Consider the following 16024-nt stretch of genomic DNA (forward strand, 5'->3'; position numbering starts at 1 on the left):
CCAGCGCCAACGCCGCCCCCATCCCCGGCTCGAAAATCGTCGAACTCAGACAGCGGCAGGACAAGCTCGTTTATGGCGCGTGACGTCCAGCAACCAGAATTCAGGGCAAACAGCTAAGGAGTGCCAAGCATGGCTCCCGCCACAAACGCCAAATTCAAGGACGATGGCAGCAATCTTCCTTTCGCGTTCCGGCACTATTCTCCGGAGCAGCTGAAGGAGGCTCTGCGCAAGATGTATCTCATCCGCCGCTTCGAAGAGGGCGCGGAAGAATCCTACACGCGCGGGCTTATCCACGGCACGATGCACCTGTCCATCGGGCAGGAAGCCAGCGCCGTCGGCATATCCCTGCCACTGCACGACGATGACATGATCACCTCGACCCATCGCGGCCATGGCCATTGCATCGCCAAGGGCGCGGAAGTGTCAAAAATGTTCGCCGAGTTTTTCGGCAAGGAAACCGGCTATTGCAAGGGCCGTGGCGGCTCCATGCATATCGCCGATGTGTCCAAGGGCAATCTCGGTGCGAACGGCATCGTCGGCGGCGGCATTCCGATTGCCGTCGGCGCCGCGCTGTCGGCGAAGAAACAGAAGAATGGCAAGGTCGTCATTTCCTATTTCGGCGATGGTGCCAACAATGAGGGGGCCTTTCACGAGGCGCTGAACATCGCGGCGATCTGGAAGCTGCCGGTGGTTTTCGTCTGCGAGAACAATGGCTACGGCATGTCCACCTCGACCAAGCGGTCGACGGCGGTGCCGAATGTGGCGGATCGTGCCGCCGGCTACAACATGCCGGGCGTGATCGTCGACGGCAACAACCTGTCGGATGTGGCCGAGGCATCCAACGCGGCGGTCGAGCGGGCGCGGCGCGGCGAGGGCCCGACGCTGATCGAGTGCAAGACCTATCGCCACCGCGGCCATTCCAAGAGCGACCGCAACCGCTACCGCACCAAGGAAGAGATCGAGGACTGGATTGCCAATCGCGATCCCATCGACCTGTTCGAGACCCAGCTGAAGGAATTCGGCTTCGTCACCGATAGTGATATCGAAGCCATCCGCGCGGATGCGGAGAAGGAAATCGCCGAGGCGATCGAATTTGCCAGGAACAGCCCATCCCCTGATCTGAACAATCTCACGCGCGACGTGTACACGGACTGAAAGACTTTCCAGATGAATGAGACAATCCGCGAGCTGAGCTATTCGCAGGCTATCCAGGAAGCCATGGCGCTTGCCATGGAGGCCGATGACCGGGTGTTCCTGATGGGCGAGGATATCGGCGTCTATGGCGGCGCCTTCCAGGTCACGGGCGATCTCGTGCACCGCTTCGGCGAGGACCGGGTGATGGACACGCCGATTTCCGAGCTTGGCGGTGCGGGCGTTGCCGTCGGCGCGGCGCTGACCGGCATGCGGCCGATCTTCGAGTTCCAGTTCTCCGATTTTGCGGCGCTGGCCATGGAGCAGATCGTCAACCAGGCGGCGAAAATCCGCTACATGCTGGGCGGTGCCGTTTCGGTGCCGCTGGTCATGCGTTTTCCCGCCGGTTCCGGCACGGGCGCGGCGGCACAGCACAGCCAGAGCCTCGAAGCCTGGCTCGGCCACGTTCCCGGCCTGAAAGTCATCCAGCCTGCCACGCCCTACGATGCCAAGGGCATGCTGCTTGCGGCCATCGAAGACCCGGACCCGGTGATGATCTTCGAGCACAAGCTGCTCTACAAGATGAAGGGCCCGGTGCCGGAAGGCTATTACACCGTGCCGATCGGCAAGGCGGCGGTCGTGCGCGAAGGCACGGACCTGACCATCGTTGCGTCGGCCATCATGGTGCACAAGGCGCTGGAAGCGGCCAAGGAGCTGGAAAAGGAAGGGATCAACGTTGAAGTCGTTGATCTGAGAACCGTCCGGCCGATGGACAAGGACACCATCATCGCCAGCGTCAAGAAGACGTCGAAGCTGATGTGCGTCTATGAGGGCGTGAAAACCCTCGGTGTCGGCGCAGAAGTCAGCGCCATGATCGCCGAAAGCGAGGCCTTCGATTATCTCGATGCGCCGATTGTGCGGCTGGGCGGGGCGGAAACACCCATCCCCTATAATCCGGAGCTGGAAAAGGCCACCGTGCCGCAGGTGCCGGGCATTCTCGCCAGCGCCCGCGATCTCGTGAAGGGGGTGCGATAGCTCATGCCTACCGAAGTCATCCTGCCCAAGGTCGACATGGATATGAAGACCGGCCAGATCTCGCGCTGGTATGCCAAGGAGGGCGACAGCGTTTCCAAGGGCCAGCTGCTGTTCGAAATCGAGACGGACAAGGCCGCCATGGAAGTGGATGCGCCAGCTTCCGGCATCCTGCGTGACGTCAAGGCCGGGGAAGGCGCGGTTGTGCCCGTCGGCCAGTGCGTCGCCTGGATTTTTGCCGAGGGCGAAACCTATGCCGCACCGGCAAGTCAGCTGGATGCGGTCGAACCTGCCGTTCCCAGCAAGCCGCTGGAGGTCGCCATTGCCGCGCCGGTTGCCGCGGTCGCGCAAACCCTGCCTGCTGTCGCGGACGGTGTCCGCGCAACGCCGTTGGCGCGGCGGATCGCGAGGGAAAGCGGGATCGACCTTGCGTCCGTTGCGGGCTCCGGCCCCAAGGGCCGGATTCAGCGCAGGGACGTCGAAGCCAATGTTGCGCAGGCACGGCCGGCGGCGGCCAAACCGGCCGTCATTGTTCCCGTTCAGGCCAAGGCCGGTGATGCGCCGCTGCATGCGGTCTGGCTGCGGCAGGGCAATGATGCCACGCTTGCGCCTCTGGTGCTGATCCACGGATTTGGTTCCGATCTCAACAGCTGGCGGCCGATGCTGGCCGGAACAACGCTGGATAGCCCGGTCCTGGCGATTGATCTGCCGGGGCATGGCGAATCACCGCGTGACATTCCGGCAGATATCGAAACCATCGCTGCGCGGGTCGAACAGACGATTGCCGCCCATCATGCGGGGCCGGTCGTGGTGGCGGCGCATTCCTTCGGCGCTGCGATTGCAGCCAAGGTCGCGGCGCGCGGTAACCTCGATATCCGCGCCCTGACGCTGATTGCGCCTGCTGGGCTCGGCCCTGAGATCAACGGCGCGTTCCTGCAGGGGTTCGTCCGCGCAAGGGCGGAAGCCAGTCTCATCGCCTGGATGAAGCTTCTGGTGCAGGATGAGAGCCTCCTGACCAAATCCTTCGTCAAGGCAACACTTGCCCAGGCGCAGGACGAAGGGTTGCGTGAGGCGCAAAAGCTGGTGGCCGACCGCTTCTTTGCCGATGGCACACAGGTCTTCGATATCCGCAGAAACCTTGCTGCATTGGCGATGCCGGTCCGGGTGATTTTCGGCGCGGCGGACCGGATTATCCCTGCCGCGCAGGCGTCGGGGCTGCCGGGCGAGATTGCCGTGCATATCTTTGCCGGAACGGGGCACATGCCGCAGCTGGAAGAGCGGGAAAAGGTCGTGCGGATCCTGCGCGAAATCAGCCGGTCGGCGGGGTAGTCGCGGTCAGGCGGCTGCCGCCTTTCGAAGCGATCAAAGCACGCTGGATGGCGCCGCGGGCGGATGCCAGGTTGGGCATGACCCAGTTTGGCTCCGCACCGAGGAACTTGTCGAGAAAGGCCACGGCATAGCCCGGCATTTCCGTGACATTTTCCTTGTAGGACCACCAGGTCCGCAGGTCGTTGGCGCAACTGGCGATTTGCGGCGCTGTACCGAATTCCTGTTCGTAGATGGCGGCAATCGTGCCGACGCAGAAATTGGTGTAGAGAAACCCTTCCGGCCAGAAGGCCATGATATCGGCCATTTCGGTGGCGTCGGCATTGGTCTGCGGCGTATGGCCCTCGACCCTGGCGGGCGCCTCGGCAATAAGTTCCTTCAGCACCAGACCGGCGGCGAAGATGATGAAATCCTTGCGGTCAATGCGGGAAAAGGATTTTTGCTGCTCGACGGTTTCGATCCAGTTGAGGAAGGCGGCCGTCAGCTTCGTTTCGTCAATGACGAAGCGATAGCCGTAATGCCCGGCAATGAGCGCGACATTCTTGCGAAAGGCCATGCGGAACCAGCGCAGCCGCCGCAGGCGGTGACGCAGGTCGGGCGTATTCACCAGCTCATCGCGAAACAGAAAATCCATGCCGTATCTCTCTGATCAGTTCCATCAATGTCTTACGCTTCAATGCGCAGGAAGCCAAGTTTTCAATGATACACGAAATCATACATATTGACATTGCAAAAAACAAATGTTCTATATTTTTCCGTTCCGGCATAGCATATGTTGCTGGCTGGACAATGGGAGGTTGAAGACATGGCGATGTGGCAATGGGGATTGCTTGCCCTTGGAGTTCTCTGGGCTTTGCAGTCGCTGGGCGTCTGGTACCAGATGCGCCATTATGGCGATGTGATGAAGGGAATTACGTCGAAATACAACGACGGATATGTCGGTGCAGGCAATGTGCGCGGACGTTTCGGCAAAGGCGTCATCGCTCTCGTGGTGGTGACGCCGGATCTCGTGGTGCAGCGCTTCCTGGTGATGCGCGGCCGTTCGGTTTTCGCGAAGTTTGCGCGGCGGCCGGAGTTCGAGGGAATCACGCTGAACGCCCTGCGCGCCGATCCGCTCCTATCCGGCGTGGAAGACCCGGCCCTGGCCAAGGCGGCAGAACGCGCCATCGAGCAGATCGACCGCGCGCGTGCCGAGCCGAAGCAGCCGGGGCTGGCAGGAATCAAGACAGTCAACGCATAGGGGCAAGCCCGGGGGTGGCCGTACCCAAGCAAATGGCCGATAAGGAGGAGGGAACATGTCAATTCTAACAATGTTGGCGCAGCATGCCGACGTCACCATGCACCATCTGTCGGTGGCAGGGTCGATGGTCTCGGATGCTGCGCTGCACGGCAAACAGGCCATCCACCACGCGGGCAATGACCTCGTGGTGCTGGCGCAATCCAGCGGCGATATTTCCGTCGAGGAATTCAAGAACAAGCTGCAGAACGTGCAGAAGGAAGAGCAGCTCGGCTGGCTCACCAGCGCCGGTAAATATTTTATCGGCATTTTCCAGAAGGGCGGCGAAGTCTTTGCCGGTTTCGTCACCGGCATCATCCCGACGCTGGTCGTGCTGATGACCGCTTTCTACGCGCTGACCGAGCTGGTCGGTGAAGAACGCGTCCATGGCATCGCGCGCGGTGCGGGCCGTATTGCCCTGACCCGTTATACCGTACTGCCGCTGCTCTCGGTGTTCTTCCTGACCAATCCGATGGCTTATACCTTCGGGTCGTTCCTCGAAGAAAAGCACAAGCCGGCGTTCTATGACGCTGCCGTGTCCTATGTGCATCCGCCGCTCGGCCTGTTCCCGCATATCAATCCCGGCGAGTATTTCGTCTGGGGCGGCATTCTGGTGGCCCTGCTCGAATTGGAAAAGAAGGGCCTTGTTCCCGCCGGTTATCACATCCGGGTGGCGATCTGGTACGCCATTGTCGGTCTCGTGGTCATCCTCCTCAAAGGCATGCTGACCGAGCGCATCACCGCCATCATGGCGCGGCGCCAGGGCGTCGAGCTTTAAGTCAGGGGTGGGGAGAAAAACAATGTCGAAGACCTATAAACCAGTCAAGATTTCCAAGGGCTCGAACGGTTGGGGCGGCCCGCTGACCATCCAGCTGACACCGCAGCGCAACAAGGTTGTTTCCGTCACGGGCGGCGGGATTCATCCCGTGGCGCGCCGCATCGCCGAACTCACCGGCGGTGAAGCCGTCGACGGCTTCAAGTCGCCGCCGGTCGAAGGTGAAATGGGCGTTGTCGTCGTCGATTGCGGCGGTACCGCCCGCTGCGGCGTCTATCCGCGCAAGCGCATTCCCACTGTCAATCTGACGCCGGTCGGCCAGTCCGGCCCGCTCGCGCAGTTCATCACCGAGGACATTTATGTCTCCGGCGTCAAGGAAGCCAATATCGAGCTGGCCGACGGGTCGCAGGACGCCGCGGCTGCCGGGGCGGCCGCAACGCCGACACCGGCGGAAATGGCCGCCGCCATGTCCAGCCGCACGGCAGCAGCATCGGACAACGGCGAAGGCGGCCTGATCGGGCTGATCAGTTCGGTGGGCCGGGTCATGGGCCGCGTCGTCGGCATTTTCTTCAATGCCGGCCGCCGCACGATCGATCAGGTCATCCGCAACGTCCTGCCCTTCATGGCCTTCGTGACCATGCTCATCGGCTTCATCCTCTATACGGGGATCGGCGATGTGCTGGCTCAGCCGATGGGCCCGCTTGCCAACAACATCGTCGGCCTTCTGATCATCTCGGCCATTTGCGGCCTGCCGTTCCTGTCACCCATTCTGGGACCGGGCGCGGTGATTGCGCAGGTCATCGGCGTGGCCATCATCGGCCCGCAGATCGCCAATGGCACGATTTCGCCCGCAATGGCCCTGCCTGCGCTGTTTGCCTACAATACGCAGGTTGGTTGTGATTTCGTGCCGGTCGGGCTGGCGCTGGGTGAAGCCAAGCCCAAGACAATCGAGATCGGTGTTCCCGCGGTTCTGATCAGCCGTCAGATCATGGGTCCCGTCTCGGTGCTGATCGCCTGGGTTGTCAGCCTGATCGTATTCTAAACCCGATTAACAAGAAGAGGTTCGCCATCATGTCAGTTCTTTTGAAAACACGGGTAACAGCCGTGGGTCCCGAGGTGGCGGACCTCGCAGAAGGAGGCGTTGTCATCCTGTTTGCCGATGGTGCACCGCCGGAACTCGCCGAAGTTTCGATCCTGCACCTGGTCGACGGCACGCCGTCGGAAGCAACGCCGCCTGTTGGCACGGTGATCCGCATCGGCGATCTCTCGGCCAAAATAACCGGTATCGGTGACTATGCCTGGCAAAAAGTCCGGGATATCGGCCATGTTGTCATCACATTCAACGGGTCCGATCACGTTGACCGCCCCGGTGAAATCTGCGCATCGGAAGTGGATACCGGCGAACTGGTCTCAACCCTCAAGGTGGGGGCGACGATCACCATCGGATAGGGTTCAGGACTGACGGCGGAAACAGAACGAAATACCAAAGAGAGTAAAGCATGGAACGCTCGACGATTGTGCGGGTGCATGACGGATTGCATGCGCGGCCGGCCACCCGGTTTGTCAAACTCGCCAAGAGTTTCGAATCCGATATCGAGCTGGTCAAGGATGACAGATCGGTCAGCGCCAAGAGCTCGGTCAAACTCATGCTGCTTGGCGTCAAGGAAAACGAGGAAATCACCGTCCGCGCGACCGGTGCCGACGCGATTGAAGCCATCGAGGCGCTGATCGGCTATCTCGAAAACCCGCATGCGGGACTGGAAGATGACGGCGCGGTCCAGCCGCAGAAGCAGGACACCGGGAAGCCCGCTGCGCGCAAGCCTGCGCAAGGTCTTCCCGCCGATGGTGCCCTGCGCGGTGTCGCTGCAAGCGAAGGGGCGGCCATCGGTGCCGTCTACGGGTTTTTCCCCGCCGAGATCAAGCACGAGAACCGCCCGCTGGCGGCCAACGCGATCGCTGACGAGGTCTTGCGGCTGAAGCAGGCCATTGCCACCGTGCAGAAGCGCATGGACGCTTCGCTCGCGGAAACCGGTTTGGCTGAGAGCGACCGGGGCATCGTTGCGGCGCTGAAGGACATCGCCAATGACGACGAACTGACCGGCGGTGCGATTGCCATCGTCGAAGGCGGCATCGATGCGGTTTCGGCGGTGATCGGGGCGACATCGAAGATCGCCTCCGATTTTGCCACCATGGACGATCCCTATCTCAATGCCCGCGCCGACGACGTGAATGCGGTCGGGCGACAGATCTGCCTGGCCCTTCTGGGGCAGGAAGACGTCAATCTCGACACCATTGCCGAGGGCTCGATCCTGGTTGCGGAGGATATCGGCGCCTGGGATCTCGCCCGCGCGCCCCTGAAGCGCATTGCCGGGGTGATCTGCGGCCATGGCGGCGCCACCTCGCATGTCGCCATCATCGCCCGTGCCCACGGCATTCCCGCCGTGCTTGGCCTCGGCCGCGCCGTGCTTGATCTGAAGCATGCGCGGACCGTTGCGCTCGATGGCGACAGCGGCGAGGTCTTTGCCGATCCGGATGCCGGTATCACAGGCCGTTTTCAGGCGGCCATCGCCAAGGCGGGGGCGGAAAAGCAGGCGCTGACCGCCTATAGGGACGTTACGCCCCGGCGTGCCGATGGCACGGTCATCGACATTGCCGCCAATATCGGCTCGCTTGAGGAAATCGATGCGGCAAAGGAAGCGGGCGCCATGGGCGTTGGCCTGTTCCGCACCGAACTTCTGTTCATGCGGCATATCCACCTGCCGTCGGAAGATTTGCAGGCGGAAACCTATTCCAGCCTGGCCCGGGCCTTCGCCCCGCATGCGGTGATCGTGCGGACGCTCGATATCGGCGGCGACAAGCCGATTGCCGGGGTCGACTTTCCCGATGAGGAAAACCCGTTCCTCGGCTGGCGCGGCATCCGCATGTGCCTCGACCGGCCGGATATCTTCAAGCCGCAGCTGCGGGCGCTGCTGCGCGCTGCCGTCCACGGCAACATCAAGGTGATGCTGCCGATGATCTCCGACGTTGGCGAGGTGCGGGCAACGAAGACGCTGATCGGGGAATGCGCCGCGGAACTGGCCGCCGCCGGCACGCCGTTCGCGCATTTCGATCTCGGCGTGATGATCGAGACACCAGCCGCCGTGCTGATTGCTCCGGCACTGGCCAGGGAAGTCGCATTCTTTTCCATCGGCACCAACGATCTGACGCAGTACATCATGGCTGCCGACCGGCTCAACCCGACGGTGGCAAAGCTCAATGACGTGACCCATCCGGCCGTCATGGCCGCCATTGAACTGACGGCGAAAGCCGGGACCGATGCGGGCATCATGGTCGGGATGTGCGGGGAAGCTGCCGGACGCCCGGATCTGATCCCGGCCTTCATCGCCATGGGGCTGACCGAGCTGAGCATGAGCCCGTCATCGATCCAGCGCGCCAAGAAGTGCGTTCTGGAAGGTTCTAAGGCAGATTAGGGCAGGACAGGGATGAGGAAAGCGAAAAGGCCGGACAGCGCATCTGTCCGGTTTTTGCCTTCCGTCGCCTCGATGAGATTGGTCTGGCGCGCCTTCAATGCCAAAAGCGCGCTCTCCACCAGTTTTTCGTCGCCCGGCTCTTCATTGGCGCTGTAGCTGGCAAGGCCGATGGCAAGCGCAATGGCGGAAAAGCACAGGAACTGGCTTGCTTTGTCAGGGGTGTTTTCCCCCGCCATGTGCGGCGGCAGCGGCTGGGCCTGGTGGCCCGACTGCAGTTCGAATGCCAGGATGGCGCAGGCGCTTGATATCTCGGCCAGGCCGTTCGTGCCGGTCGCCGCCTTGATCCGGCCGGCATGCCGGCGAATCATGGCGGCATGGACCGCGGCGAAGGTGGCCTCGTGCACCAGCGGATTTTCACAACCGAGAATGGTAAAAATACGTTTCGCCAGGTAATAAACGTCGCGGCGGAACAATGCTTCGCCCTTGGCGCTGTCGCCGGGAAAATAGGCATTGAGGCTGCGCGCCTCGATGGTGGCGGAATGGGCCTTCGGGTCCTGCGAGACCAGTGAAATCGAGATTTTTTCGGCCACGGTCAGTGCCTTGTCGACGACACGGGCGGCGTGACCCAGCAGAACTTCCGGACCTTCGGGGGCCGTCGTCCTGATCGTGTCGCTGCGGCTCGCCCGGATCATGTGCCTGACATCGCGCAACCGGTCCTTGAGGCCAACGACAATCTCGTTTGAAATATCCCTGATCATGTGGCAGACCTCGACTTGCAAAGTGGATAATGCTTTGTATCTGCTTTTGGTGACTTGCTAAACAATATTCTGCGGGAGTGTAGTGTGTGCGGCGTTGTTTTGTCAGCACACAAATCTGCTACCGGCGGGAAATGGATACGAGCAATTAAGGGGATGTGAATTGACCGATCGACGCAAGCGGGCGAACAGCGCGCCGAACAGTCCGAAAAAGGCCCCGCTGGATATCGGGCAGCCTGATACGAAAATCAGCCGCATGCGCATGCGCGCCGCCTGGATGTATTACATCGAGCAGATGACCCAGAACGAGATTGCCGAAGTGCTCGGCGTCGGGCGCGTGACCATCGTGCGCATGCTGGCCGAAGCGCGTGCCCGCAACGAGGTCAAGATCGGCATCCAGGGATACCTGTCCGACCTGATTGCGCTGGAACGGCAGGTCGAGCAGCAGTTCGGGCTGGAGAAGGTGATCATTGCGCCGCTGTCGCAGGCGGACAATGACCCGATCCCGGCCATCAGCGCCGCCACCGGCGATTATCTCTCGGGCGTGGTGGCCAACGGCATGCGCGTCGGCGTCGGCTGGGGCCGCACGCTGCTCAGCACGCTGTCCTATCTGGAAGCGCGGGCGCTGGATGATTTTACCGTGATTTCCCTGCTTGGCGGCATCAGCCAGCCGCGCCGCTTCAATCCGGCGGAATTCGCCTGGCAGTTTGCCCAGCTGTTTCAGGGCAATGGCTATCTCATTCCGGCTCCGGCGCTTGTGGACAGCGTCGAGACCCGTACGGCGCTGATCGAGCGCTGCGGCCTGAAAAGCGTGTTCGAGATGGCCGAGGATCTCGATCTCGTGCTGCTCAGCGTCGGCGCCATCGAAACGGCATCGAGCACGCCCTACCGCATCGGCTTCCTCAATGAAGAGCACCAGTCGTCCCTGGCGGAACGCGGCGCGGTCGGCGATATCCTGTTCCATTTCTACGACCAGCAGGGCCGTCTCGTCGATCACCCGATTCATGATCTCGTCATGTCGGTGGGCATCGAGACGCTGCAGAAGGTGCCGGTGCGCGTCCTGACCTCAGGCGGCAAGGAAAAGATCAATGCGCTGCTGGGCGCGATGAAACTGATCCGGCCGACGGTTTTCATTACCGACGAGGAAAGCGCGCGCCAGCTGCTGGTTCTGGCCGGCAAGGAACAGCGCTGATCAAAAAGGCTGCCGCAAGCGCATGAAAATCCACGGGAGTTGTGGATTTTCGGCTCGAAATTGCCCTATCGGGCAATGAGATCAAATCGGGCATTGCATTCGTGATTTTTCCCGCTATTGATCGCGGGGAAGACGGGCAGCGGCCATGAGGTTCGGTGCTTTCAGGTGGGGCCTGTAGCTCAATTGGTTAGAGCCGGCGGCTCATAACCGCTTGGTTGGGGGTTCGAGTCCCTCCGGGCCCACCATTTTCCTATAAATTCAAATAGTTATATAGCGGTTGGCCCGAAGGCTTGCCAATCGGCCGGCCATTGCAGCCGGATATGCGAAACTGCGTTCACGACATTCAGCCCCGAGAATCAAGCCCTGTGAAAAAGCGCAGCGTCCAGGCAATCTCAGCCGGCGGCGGGGATGAGGCATGCTCTCGACCACTTCCACAGAAGCGGCTTGAAGGCATAGTTTTTCTAATGACAGACAATAGAATTTACCATTTGTGTTATGAGGGGTATCCGGTTGAAATCCGGCCACCAGAGAATGCGCTGATCTGACCTGCCGGACCTTGACAGAGGCACGGCCTGCTTCGCCAAGCATGAAGGCTGGCCGCTGCGCCGACATTCGCTGGCATCGAAACATACAGATATAACAGATGCCCGCTGCGGTGAATCCGGCTGGCTTCACGGGTAAAACATGAAGAAAATCATCGTTGGCTTTTCGTCGGATGCTGTTTCGCTGATGACCATTCTGACGTTGGGCGTCTCTCTCCTTTTGGCAACATTCGAAAAAACGCTGCCGGACTATCGCGATCTGAAGGATTGGACGCCGCCCCTCCTGTCACGCTTCTATGACAGCCGCGGAGAACTGATCGCGGAAACCGGCATTGAGCGCCGGCTTTACACGCCGATCGGTGCCGTGCCGGACTTGGTCAAGGCGGCGTTTCTTTCAGCCGAAGATAAGAATTTTTATGAACACGGCGGGATAGAGTGGACCGGGCTCCTGCGCGCCGCCTGGTCAAATGCCCTCAATTATGGATCGGGTCAGCGGATGGCCGGTGCTTCGACCATCACCCAGCAGGTCGTGAAAAACCTGATCCTCTCGCCGGAGCGGACAGTCTCACGCAAACTTCAGGAAGCGGTTCTGGCCATCAGGCTCGAGCATGTCTATTCAAAAGATCATATCCTCGAACTGTACATGAACAGTATTTATCTCGGGCTTGGCTCCTATGGCGTCGCGTCTGCCTCGCTGACCTATTTTGGCAAGCCATTGAACGAGCTGAGCATTGCCGAAGCGGCCTATCTGGCATCTCTGCCGAAGGCACCCAACAATTACAACCCGTTCCTTTATCCGGAACGTGCGGTCAGCAGACGAAACTGGGTTATCCTGAGAATGGCGCAGAACGGCTACATCAATGCTGCCGATGCGGTCGCGGCAAGCCATGCCCCGCTGGGTACGACCGCAACCATCACGCGGCGGTTCGGGAATGATACGGAGTATTTCGCGTCCGAGGTACGCCGCCAGATTACAGCGGCTTTCGGGTCGGATGCCATTTATACCGCGGGCGTTTCCGTCAGAACGACATTGGACATGCCCTTGCAGACTGCTGCCGTGAAAGCTTTGCGGTCTGCATTGGTCAAATACGACCAGGAACAAGGCTACAGGGGCGCGCTCGGGCGGGCCGGCGAGCCCGACAGTGCAGCAGCCTTCGATGGTTTTGCCGAACTGGCCGACGTCCCGGAGTGGCGGCTGGCCATCGTCCGCTCGGTGAGCGCGGACAAGGCGACGCTCCGGCTTAAAGCCCGGCCTGATATGACCGATGTCAATGCAACGCTTTCCCTGTCCGGTTCGCGATGGGCCCTGCGAATGGTTGTCGCTGAAAAGAAACTGGTCGCACGGTCGCTCGACACGGTCCTCTCGGTCGGCGATGTGGTTTTTGTGGAGAAGCAGGGGGAGGGTTACCTCCTGCGCCAGCGGCCCGCAGTCCAGGGGGCGCTTGCGGCGATGGACCCGCACACGGGACGCGTGGTGGCTCTGGTCGGGGGATTTTCCTATGCGCAATCGGAATTCAACCGGGCAACCCAGGCCTATCGCCAGCCGGGCTCCGCGTTCAAGCCGTTCGTCTATGCGGCGGCGCTCGACAACGGCTATACGCCCTCGACATTGGTTCTCGATGCGCCGTTTTCCATGCCGGACGGAACAGGCAGGGAATGGCGTCCAAAAAACTATGACGGGAAATTCTCGGGTCCTTCCACGCTGCGTGTCGGACTGGAACTCAGCCGCAATCTGATGACCGTGCGGCTTGCCAAACAGGTGGGGATCGATCTGGTTGCGCAATATGCCGAAAACTTCGGGCTTTACGACCATCTGGATCGCTATCTTCCCATGGCGCTCGGTGCCGGAGAAACCACATTGCTGCGCCTGGTGTCCGCTTATTCCGTGATTGCCAATGGTGGAAAGTCAGTCAAACCAAGCATGATCGACCGGATACAGGATCGAACGGGCAAGACCATTTACCGCCAGGATGAAACGGAATGCCTCCAGTGCAATGGTCCATGGAAAGGGCAAGCGGAGCCTGCGCTCGTCGACAAGCGCGAGCAGATTCTTGATCCGATGACCGCCTATCAGGTGACCTCGATGCTGCAAGGCGTCGTCGAGCGCGGCACGGGCCGTGCGGTCAGGGGACTGGGGGTGCCGGTTGCGGGCAAGACGGGGACGACCAATGACGAGAAAGATGTCTGGTTCGTCGGCTTTACTCCGTCCCTGGTTGCCGGCATCTTCATCGGTTATGACAATCCCAGGCATTTGGGTGCGGGCGAATCCGGCGGCGGGCTTGCCGCGCCGGTGTTTCTCGACTTCATGAAAACCGCCGTGAAAGGCAAAGGGGCGGGGTCGTTTCCAATGCCTGACGGAATGACCTTCTACAGCATTGATCGCAATTCGGGCCGTGTTGTCGACGCCTCGACGCCGGGAGCGATCCGTGAGGCATTCAAGCCGGGGACAGCACCCTGCAGCGCATGCGCGGTGATTGATGGCAGTGCGGATACCGGCGACCCAACCGCCGACAATACCGGTCCGGCCGCACGGCGCCGTGCCCTGCTGGAAACGCATCAGGGGCTGTTTTAAGGGCGAAAGGCGTCATTATTTCAACCCGCATCGCTGCTATCATGGTTTGGGCCGGGCGTGGTCCGGCAGCAAGGAGGAGCAGGCGGAATGATCAAGATACTGGAAGAAAGCTGGATACTGATCATCGTCATTCTGGCCGCTGTTTTGACAACGGGCCTGGTGCTGACGGTGAGGAAACTGGAACGCGACGACAAGCACTGGCCGCACAAAGGTCAGGATAAATAAACGCGCCGCGCTCGCGCCGAGCGCAGGCACCTTTCCGCCCTTCGCCGGGAGCGCGGCGGAACAGTCAGCTCCCGTTGAGAGCCCGGAAATGCGCAACCAGGGCGTTGGCGTGCCCATGGCCCATATTGTGCTGGGTTTTCAGGAAGGCGACCATCTCCATATGTTTCTGATCCCGCAAATCCGCCAAAAGTGTCAGCCAGTGGCCGATGGGCTTGGCATATTTCTTTTCGATGGCCGGAAAGTATGAAGCGGGCCCCTTTACGGTGTTGTCCTCGGTCATGGCACGATCTCCCTGTCGTCTGTCATGGATATGGCCGCAGGACGAACCGCAGAACCGACTCCCGACACTGTTGCAAACTTTTTTGCATTCCCGCCGCGTTCAATCAATGGGAAATGACGGGCCGCTTGAACGGCGGCAAATGTGCGTTAGAACTGAAGCGGGCGAGGGAAATGCCGGGCAGAATGGAATGCCCGCAACCCGCCAACGGCCCGTCCCGCAGGTGAGAGGCAGAAGAACCGCGATGAACACAGCCAGCGATGCCCGTTTCTGGGACCGCACGTCCCGCAAATATGCCAGGGGCGCGGTTGCCGATCCGGCCGGCTATGAGCGTACGCTGGACCGCACCCGTGCACTGCTGGCGCCGGCCGGGCGGGTGCTGGAACTGGGCTGCGGAACGGGAACGACGGCGCTCCGGCTGGCGGGCGACGTGCAAACCTATCTTGCGGTGGATATTTCCGCCGGCATGATCGCGATTGCCGGAGAGAAACAGGCCGCCGGCCCTGCCATGCCGGCGCTTGCCTTCCGCACGGCGACCGCCGAGGATTTGGTGCCCGGCGTGGATGAATTCGACGCGATCCTCGGATTCAACTACCTGCATCTCGTCCGCGATCTGCCCGGCACGCTGCGCCGTATCCATGCCCTGCTTGCAGCGGGAGGCCTGTTCATTTCCAAGACGCCCTGCGTCGGCGAGATGAACCCGCTCATTCGGCTTGCTTTGCTGCCCGCAATGCGGGCGTTGCGGCTGGCACCCTATGCGGGCGTGTTCCGGGCAGCGGAGCTGAATGGGCTTATATCTGCCGCCGGCTTTGACATTGTCGCGACCGAAAATCACGCCACCGGCGGTAATGACAACCGGCCTTATATCGTGGCGCGCAAGAGATGACGGCAATGATGGTGCTGAAAAAGCCCAATCTCCATTGCCCTGTGGCAATCATCGCCGGTTCCGTTCACGTCAAAACCTTGACGAAGATCAGTTCGGGGTCGTGTTCATCCAGGTTGTGAATGTAGCCGCTCGCAATGAACCCGGCCCGGGCAATCAGGTTTTGCATGGGCTGGTTGGAGAGGTTGGTGGAGGTCCAGATTTTCGGTGTGGTGCAAATGTCTGAAAAATGCCGGAGCAGGGCGGCGCCTATGCCCTTTTTCCGGAAATCCGCTCCGACCATGACCATTTCAATCATGCCAGCGTGAAAGAAGTGGTAGTTGAAAACGCCGTAGGCGGCGGTTTCACCGCCGTAGAGCGCGACAAAGCACTGGTTCGCGGCGATCCATTGTCTGATTTCACCGATGCGTTGGGGGCGGGCGGCTGCGACGGTATCCAGCGATGCCAAGGCATCCAGATCCGTTGGAATGGCCGGTCTGATCTCAATTGCCATCTGTTCCCTCAAGCCTCAGAAATCCAATCTGCTGCCAGGCTGATACCATGTTCAGCGTACATTGTCGCAAAATGT

Annotated in this window: 16 protein-coding genes and 1 tRNA gene; 13 read left to right on the forward strand and 4 right to left on the reverse strand. The window is 60.9% G+C overall.

From position 1 onward, the window contains the following. Positions 1 to 129 precede the first annotated feature (129 nt). The 3 genes from ACTJJ7_RS27120 to ACTJJ7_RS27130 are packed head-to-tail and all read left to right on the forward strand — an operon-like array spanning position 130 to position 3492. Positions 130 to 1155, forward strand: coding sequence for a thiamine pyrophosphate-dependent dehydrogenase E1 component subunit alpha (locus ACTJJ7_RS27120; protein ID WP_440969408.1), 1026 nt, complete (start codon positions 130 to 132; stop codon positions 1153 to 1155). A gap of 12 nt (positions 1156 to 1167) precedes the next feature. Then, positions 1168 to 2166, forward strand: coding sequence for an alpha-ketoacid dehydrogenase subunit beta (locus ACTJJ7_RS27125; RefSeq protein WP_105732102.1), 999 nt, complete (start codon positions 1168 to 1170; stop codon positions 2164 to 2166). A 3-nt stretch (positions 2167 to 2169) separates the two neighbouring features. After that, a complete protein-coding gene (locus ACTJJ7_RS27130) occupies positions 2170 to 3492 on the forward strand; it encodes an acetoin dehydrogenase dihydrolipoyllysine-residue acetyltransferase subunit (protein WP_440969409.1) in 1323 nt (440 codons plus the stop codon). Here ACTJJ7_RS27130 and ACTJJ7_RS27135 read toward each other — a convergent pair. Continuing rightward, positions 3473 to 4123 carry a hypothetical protein gene (locus tag ACTJJ7_RS27135; RefSeq protein ID WP_440969410.1) on the reverse strand — a complete coding sequence of 217 codons (651 nt, stop codon included), beginning with the start codon at positions 4121 to 4123 and terminating at the stop codon, positions 3473 to 3475. The two genes, ACTJJ7_RS27130 and ACTJJ7_RS27135, sit on opposite strands and share 20 nt — an antisense overlap. A 171-nt stretch (positions 4124 to 4294) precedes the next feature. Between ACTJJ7_RS27135 and ACTJJ7_RS27140 the strand changes: the two genes are divergently transcribed. The 5 genes from ACTJJ7_RS27140 to ptsP are packed head-to-tail and all read left to right on the forward strand — an operon-like array spanning position 4295 to position 9010. Beyond that, positions 4295 to 4729: a transcriptional regulator GutM gene (locus ACTJJ7_RS27140; RefSeq protein WP_105732105.1), complete on the forward strand. Its 435-nt coding sequence runs from the start codon at positions 4295 to 4297 to the stop codon at positions 4727 to 4729. A gap of 55 nt (positions 4730 to 4784) precedes the next feature. Beyond that, on the forward strand, positions 4785 to 5543 hold the full coding sequence (gene srlA / locus ACTJJ7_RS27145; protein ID WP_130269878.1) for a PTS glucitol/sorbitol transporter subunit IIC: 759 nt from the start codon (positions 4785 to 4787) through the stop codon (positions 5541 to 5543). Positions 5544 to 5565: 22 nt separating this feature from the next. Then, positions 5566 to 6582 carry a PTS glucitol/sorbitol transporter subunit IIB gene (gene srlE / locus ACTJJ7_RS27150; RefSeq protein WP_105732107.1) on the forward strand — a complete coding sequence of 339 codons (1017 nt, stop codon included), beginning with the start codon at positions 5566 to 5568 and terminating at the stop codon, positions 6580 to 6582. Positions 6583 to 6611: 29 nt separating this feature from the next. Further along, complete coding sequence (locus ACTJJ7_RS27155; protein WP_105732108.1) at positions 6612 to 6989, forward strand: PTS glucitol/sorbitol transporter subunit IIA; 378 nt, start codon at positions 6612 to 6614, stop codon at positions 6987 to 6989. Positions 6990 to 7039: 50 nt separating this feature from the next. Then, complete coding sequence (ptsP, locus tag ACTJJ7_RS27160; protein ID WP_440969411.1) at positions 7040 to 9010, forward strand: phosphoenolpyruvate--protein phosphotransferase; 1971 nt, start codon at positions 7040 to 7042, stop codon at positions 9008 to 9010. Here the strand turns inward: ptsP and ACTJJ7_RS27165 are convergent. Continuing rightward, positions 9007 to 9768 carry a hypothetical protein gene (locus ACTJJ7_RS27165; RefSeq protein ID WP_440969412.1) on the reverse strand — a complete coding sequence of 254 codons (762 nt, stop codon included), beginning with the start codon at positions 9766 to 9768 and terminating at the stop codon, positions 9007 to 9009. The two genes, ptsP and ACTJJ7_RS27165, sit on opposite strands and share 4 nt — an antisense overlap. Positions 9769 to 9928: 160 nt before the next feature. Between ACTJJ7_RS27165 and ACTJJ7_RS27170 the strand changes: the two genes are divergently transcribed. The 4 genes from ACTJJ7_RS27170 to ACTJJ7_RS27185 all read left to right on the forward strand — a co-directional run bounded on the left by ACTJJ7_RS27170 (position 9929) and on the right by ACTJJ7_RS27185 (position 14296). Continuing rightward, positions 9929 to 10957 (forward strand): sugar-binding transcriptional regulator, encoded by a 1029-nt coding sequence (locus tag ACTJJ7_RS27170; protein ID WP_130269884.1) that lies wholly within the window; start codon positions 9929 to 9931, stop codon positions 10955 to 10957. 168 nt (positions 10958 to 11125) lie between these two features. Beyond that, positions 11126 to 11202, forward strand: a tRNA-Ile gene (locus ACTJJ7_RS27175). Positions 11203 to 11641: 439 nt separating this feature from the next. Further along, positions 11642 to 14071 (forward strand): penicillin-binding protein 1A, encoded by a 2430-nt coding sequence (locus ACTJJ7_RS27180; protein WP_440969413.1) that lies wholly within the window; start codon positions 11642 to 11644, stop codon positions 14069 to 14071. An 87-nt stretch (positions 14072 to 14158) separates the two neighbouring features. Next, positions 14159 to 14296: a hypothetical protein gene (locus ACTJJ7_RS27185; protein WP_165401839.1), complete on the forward strand. Its 138-nt coding sequence runs from the start codon at positions 14159 to 14161 to the stop codon at positions 14294 to 14296. A gap of 64 nt (positions 14297 to 14360) precedes the next feature. Here ACTJJ7_RS27185 and ACTJJ7_RS27190 read toward each other — a convergent pair whose 3' ends face one another. Next, the gene (locus tag ACTJJ7_RS27190; RefSeq protein ID WP_105732113.1) at positions 14361 to 14576 is read right to left on the reverse strand and encodes a DUF4287 domain-containing protein; all 216 of its coding nucleotides are present in this window, start codon (positions 14574 to 14576) and stop codon (positions 14361 to 14363) included. Between the two features lie 241 nt (positions 14577 to 14817). Here ACTJJ7_RS27190 and ACTJJ7_RS27195 point away from each other — a divergent pair, with 241 nt between their 5' ends. Then, positions 14818 to 15459, forward strand: a complete 642-nt coding sequence (locus tag ACTJJ7_RS27195; protein ID WP_440969414.1) for a class I SAM-dependent methyltransferase — start codon at positions 14818 to 14820, stop codon at positions 15457 to 15459. A gap of 64 nt (positions 15460 to 15523) precedes the next feature. Here ACTJJ7_RS27195 and ACTJJ7_RS27200 read toward each other — a convergent pair whose 3' ends face one another. Next, positions 15524 to 15949, reverse strand: coding sequence for an N-acetyltransferase family protein (locus tag ACTJJ7_RS27200; RefSeq protein ID WP_440969415.1), 426 nt, complete (start codon positions 15947 to 15949; stop codon positions 15524 to 15526). Between the last annotated feature and the right edge of the window lie 75 nt (positions 15950 to 16024).

The organism is Phyllobacterium sp. 22229, from assembly GCF_052056495.1.
Lineage (GTDB): Bacteria > Pseudomonadota > Alphaproteobacteria > Rhizobiales > Rhizobiaceae > Phyllobacterium > Phyllobacterium myrsinacearum.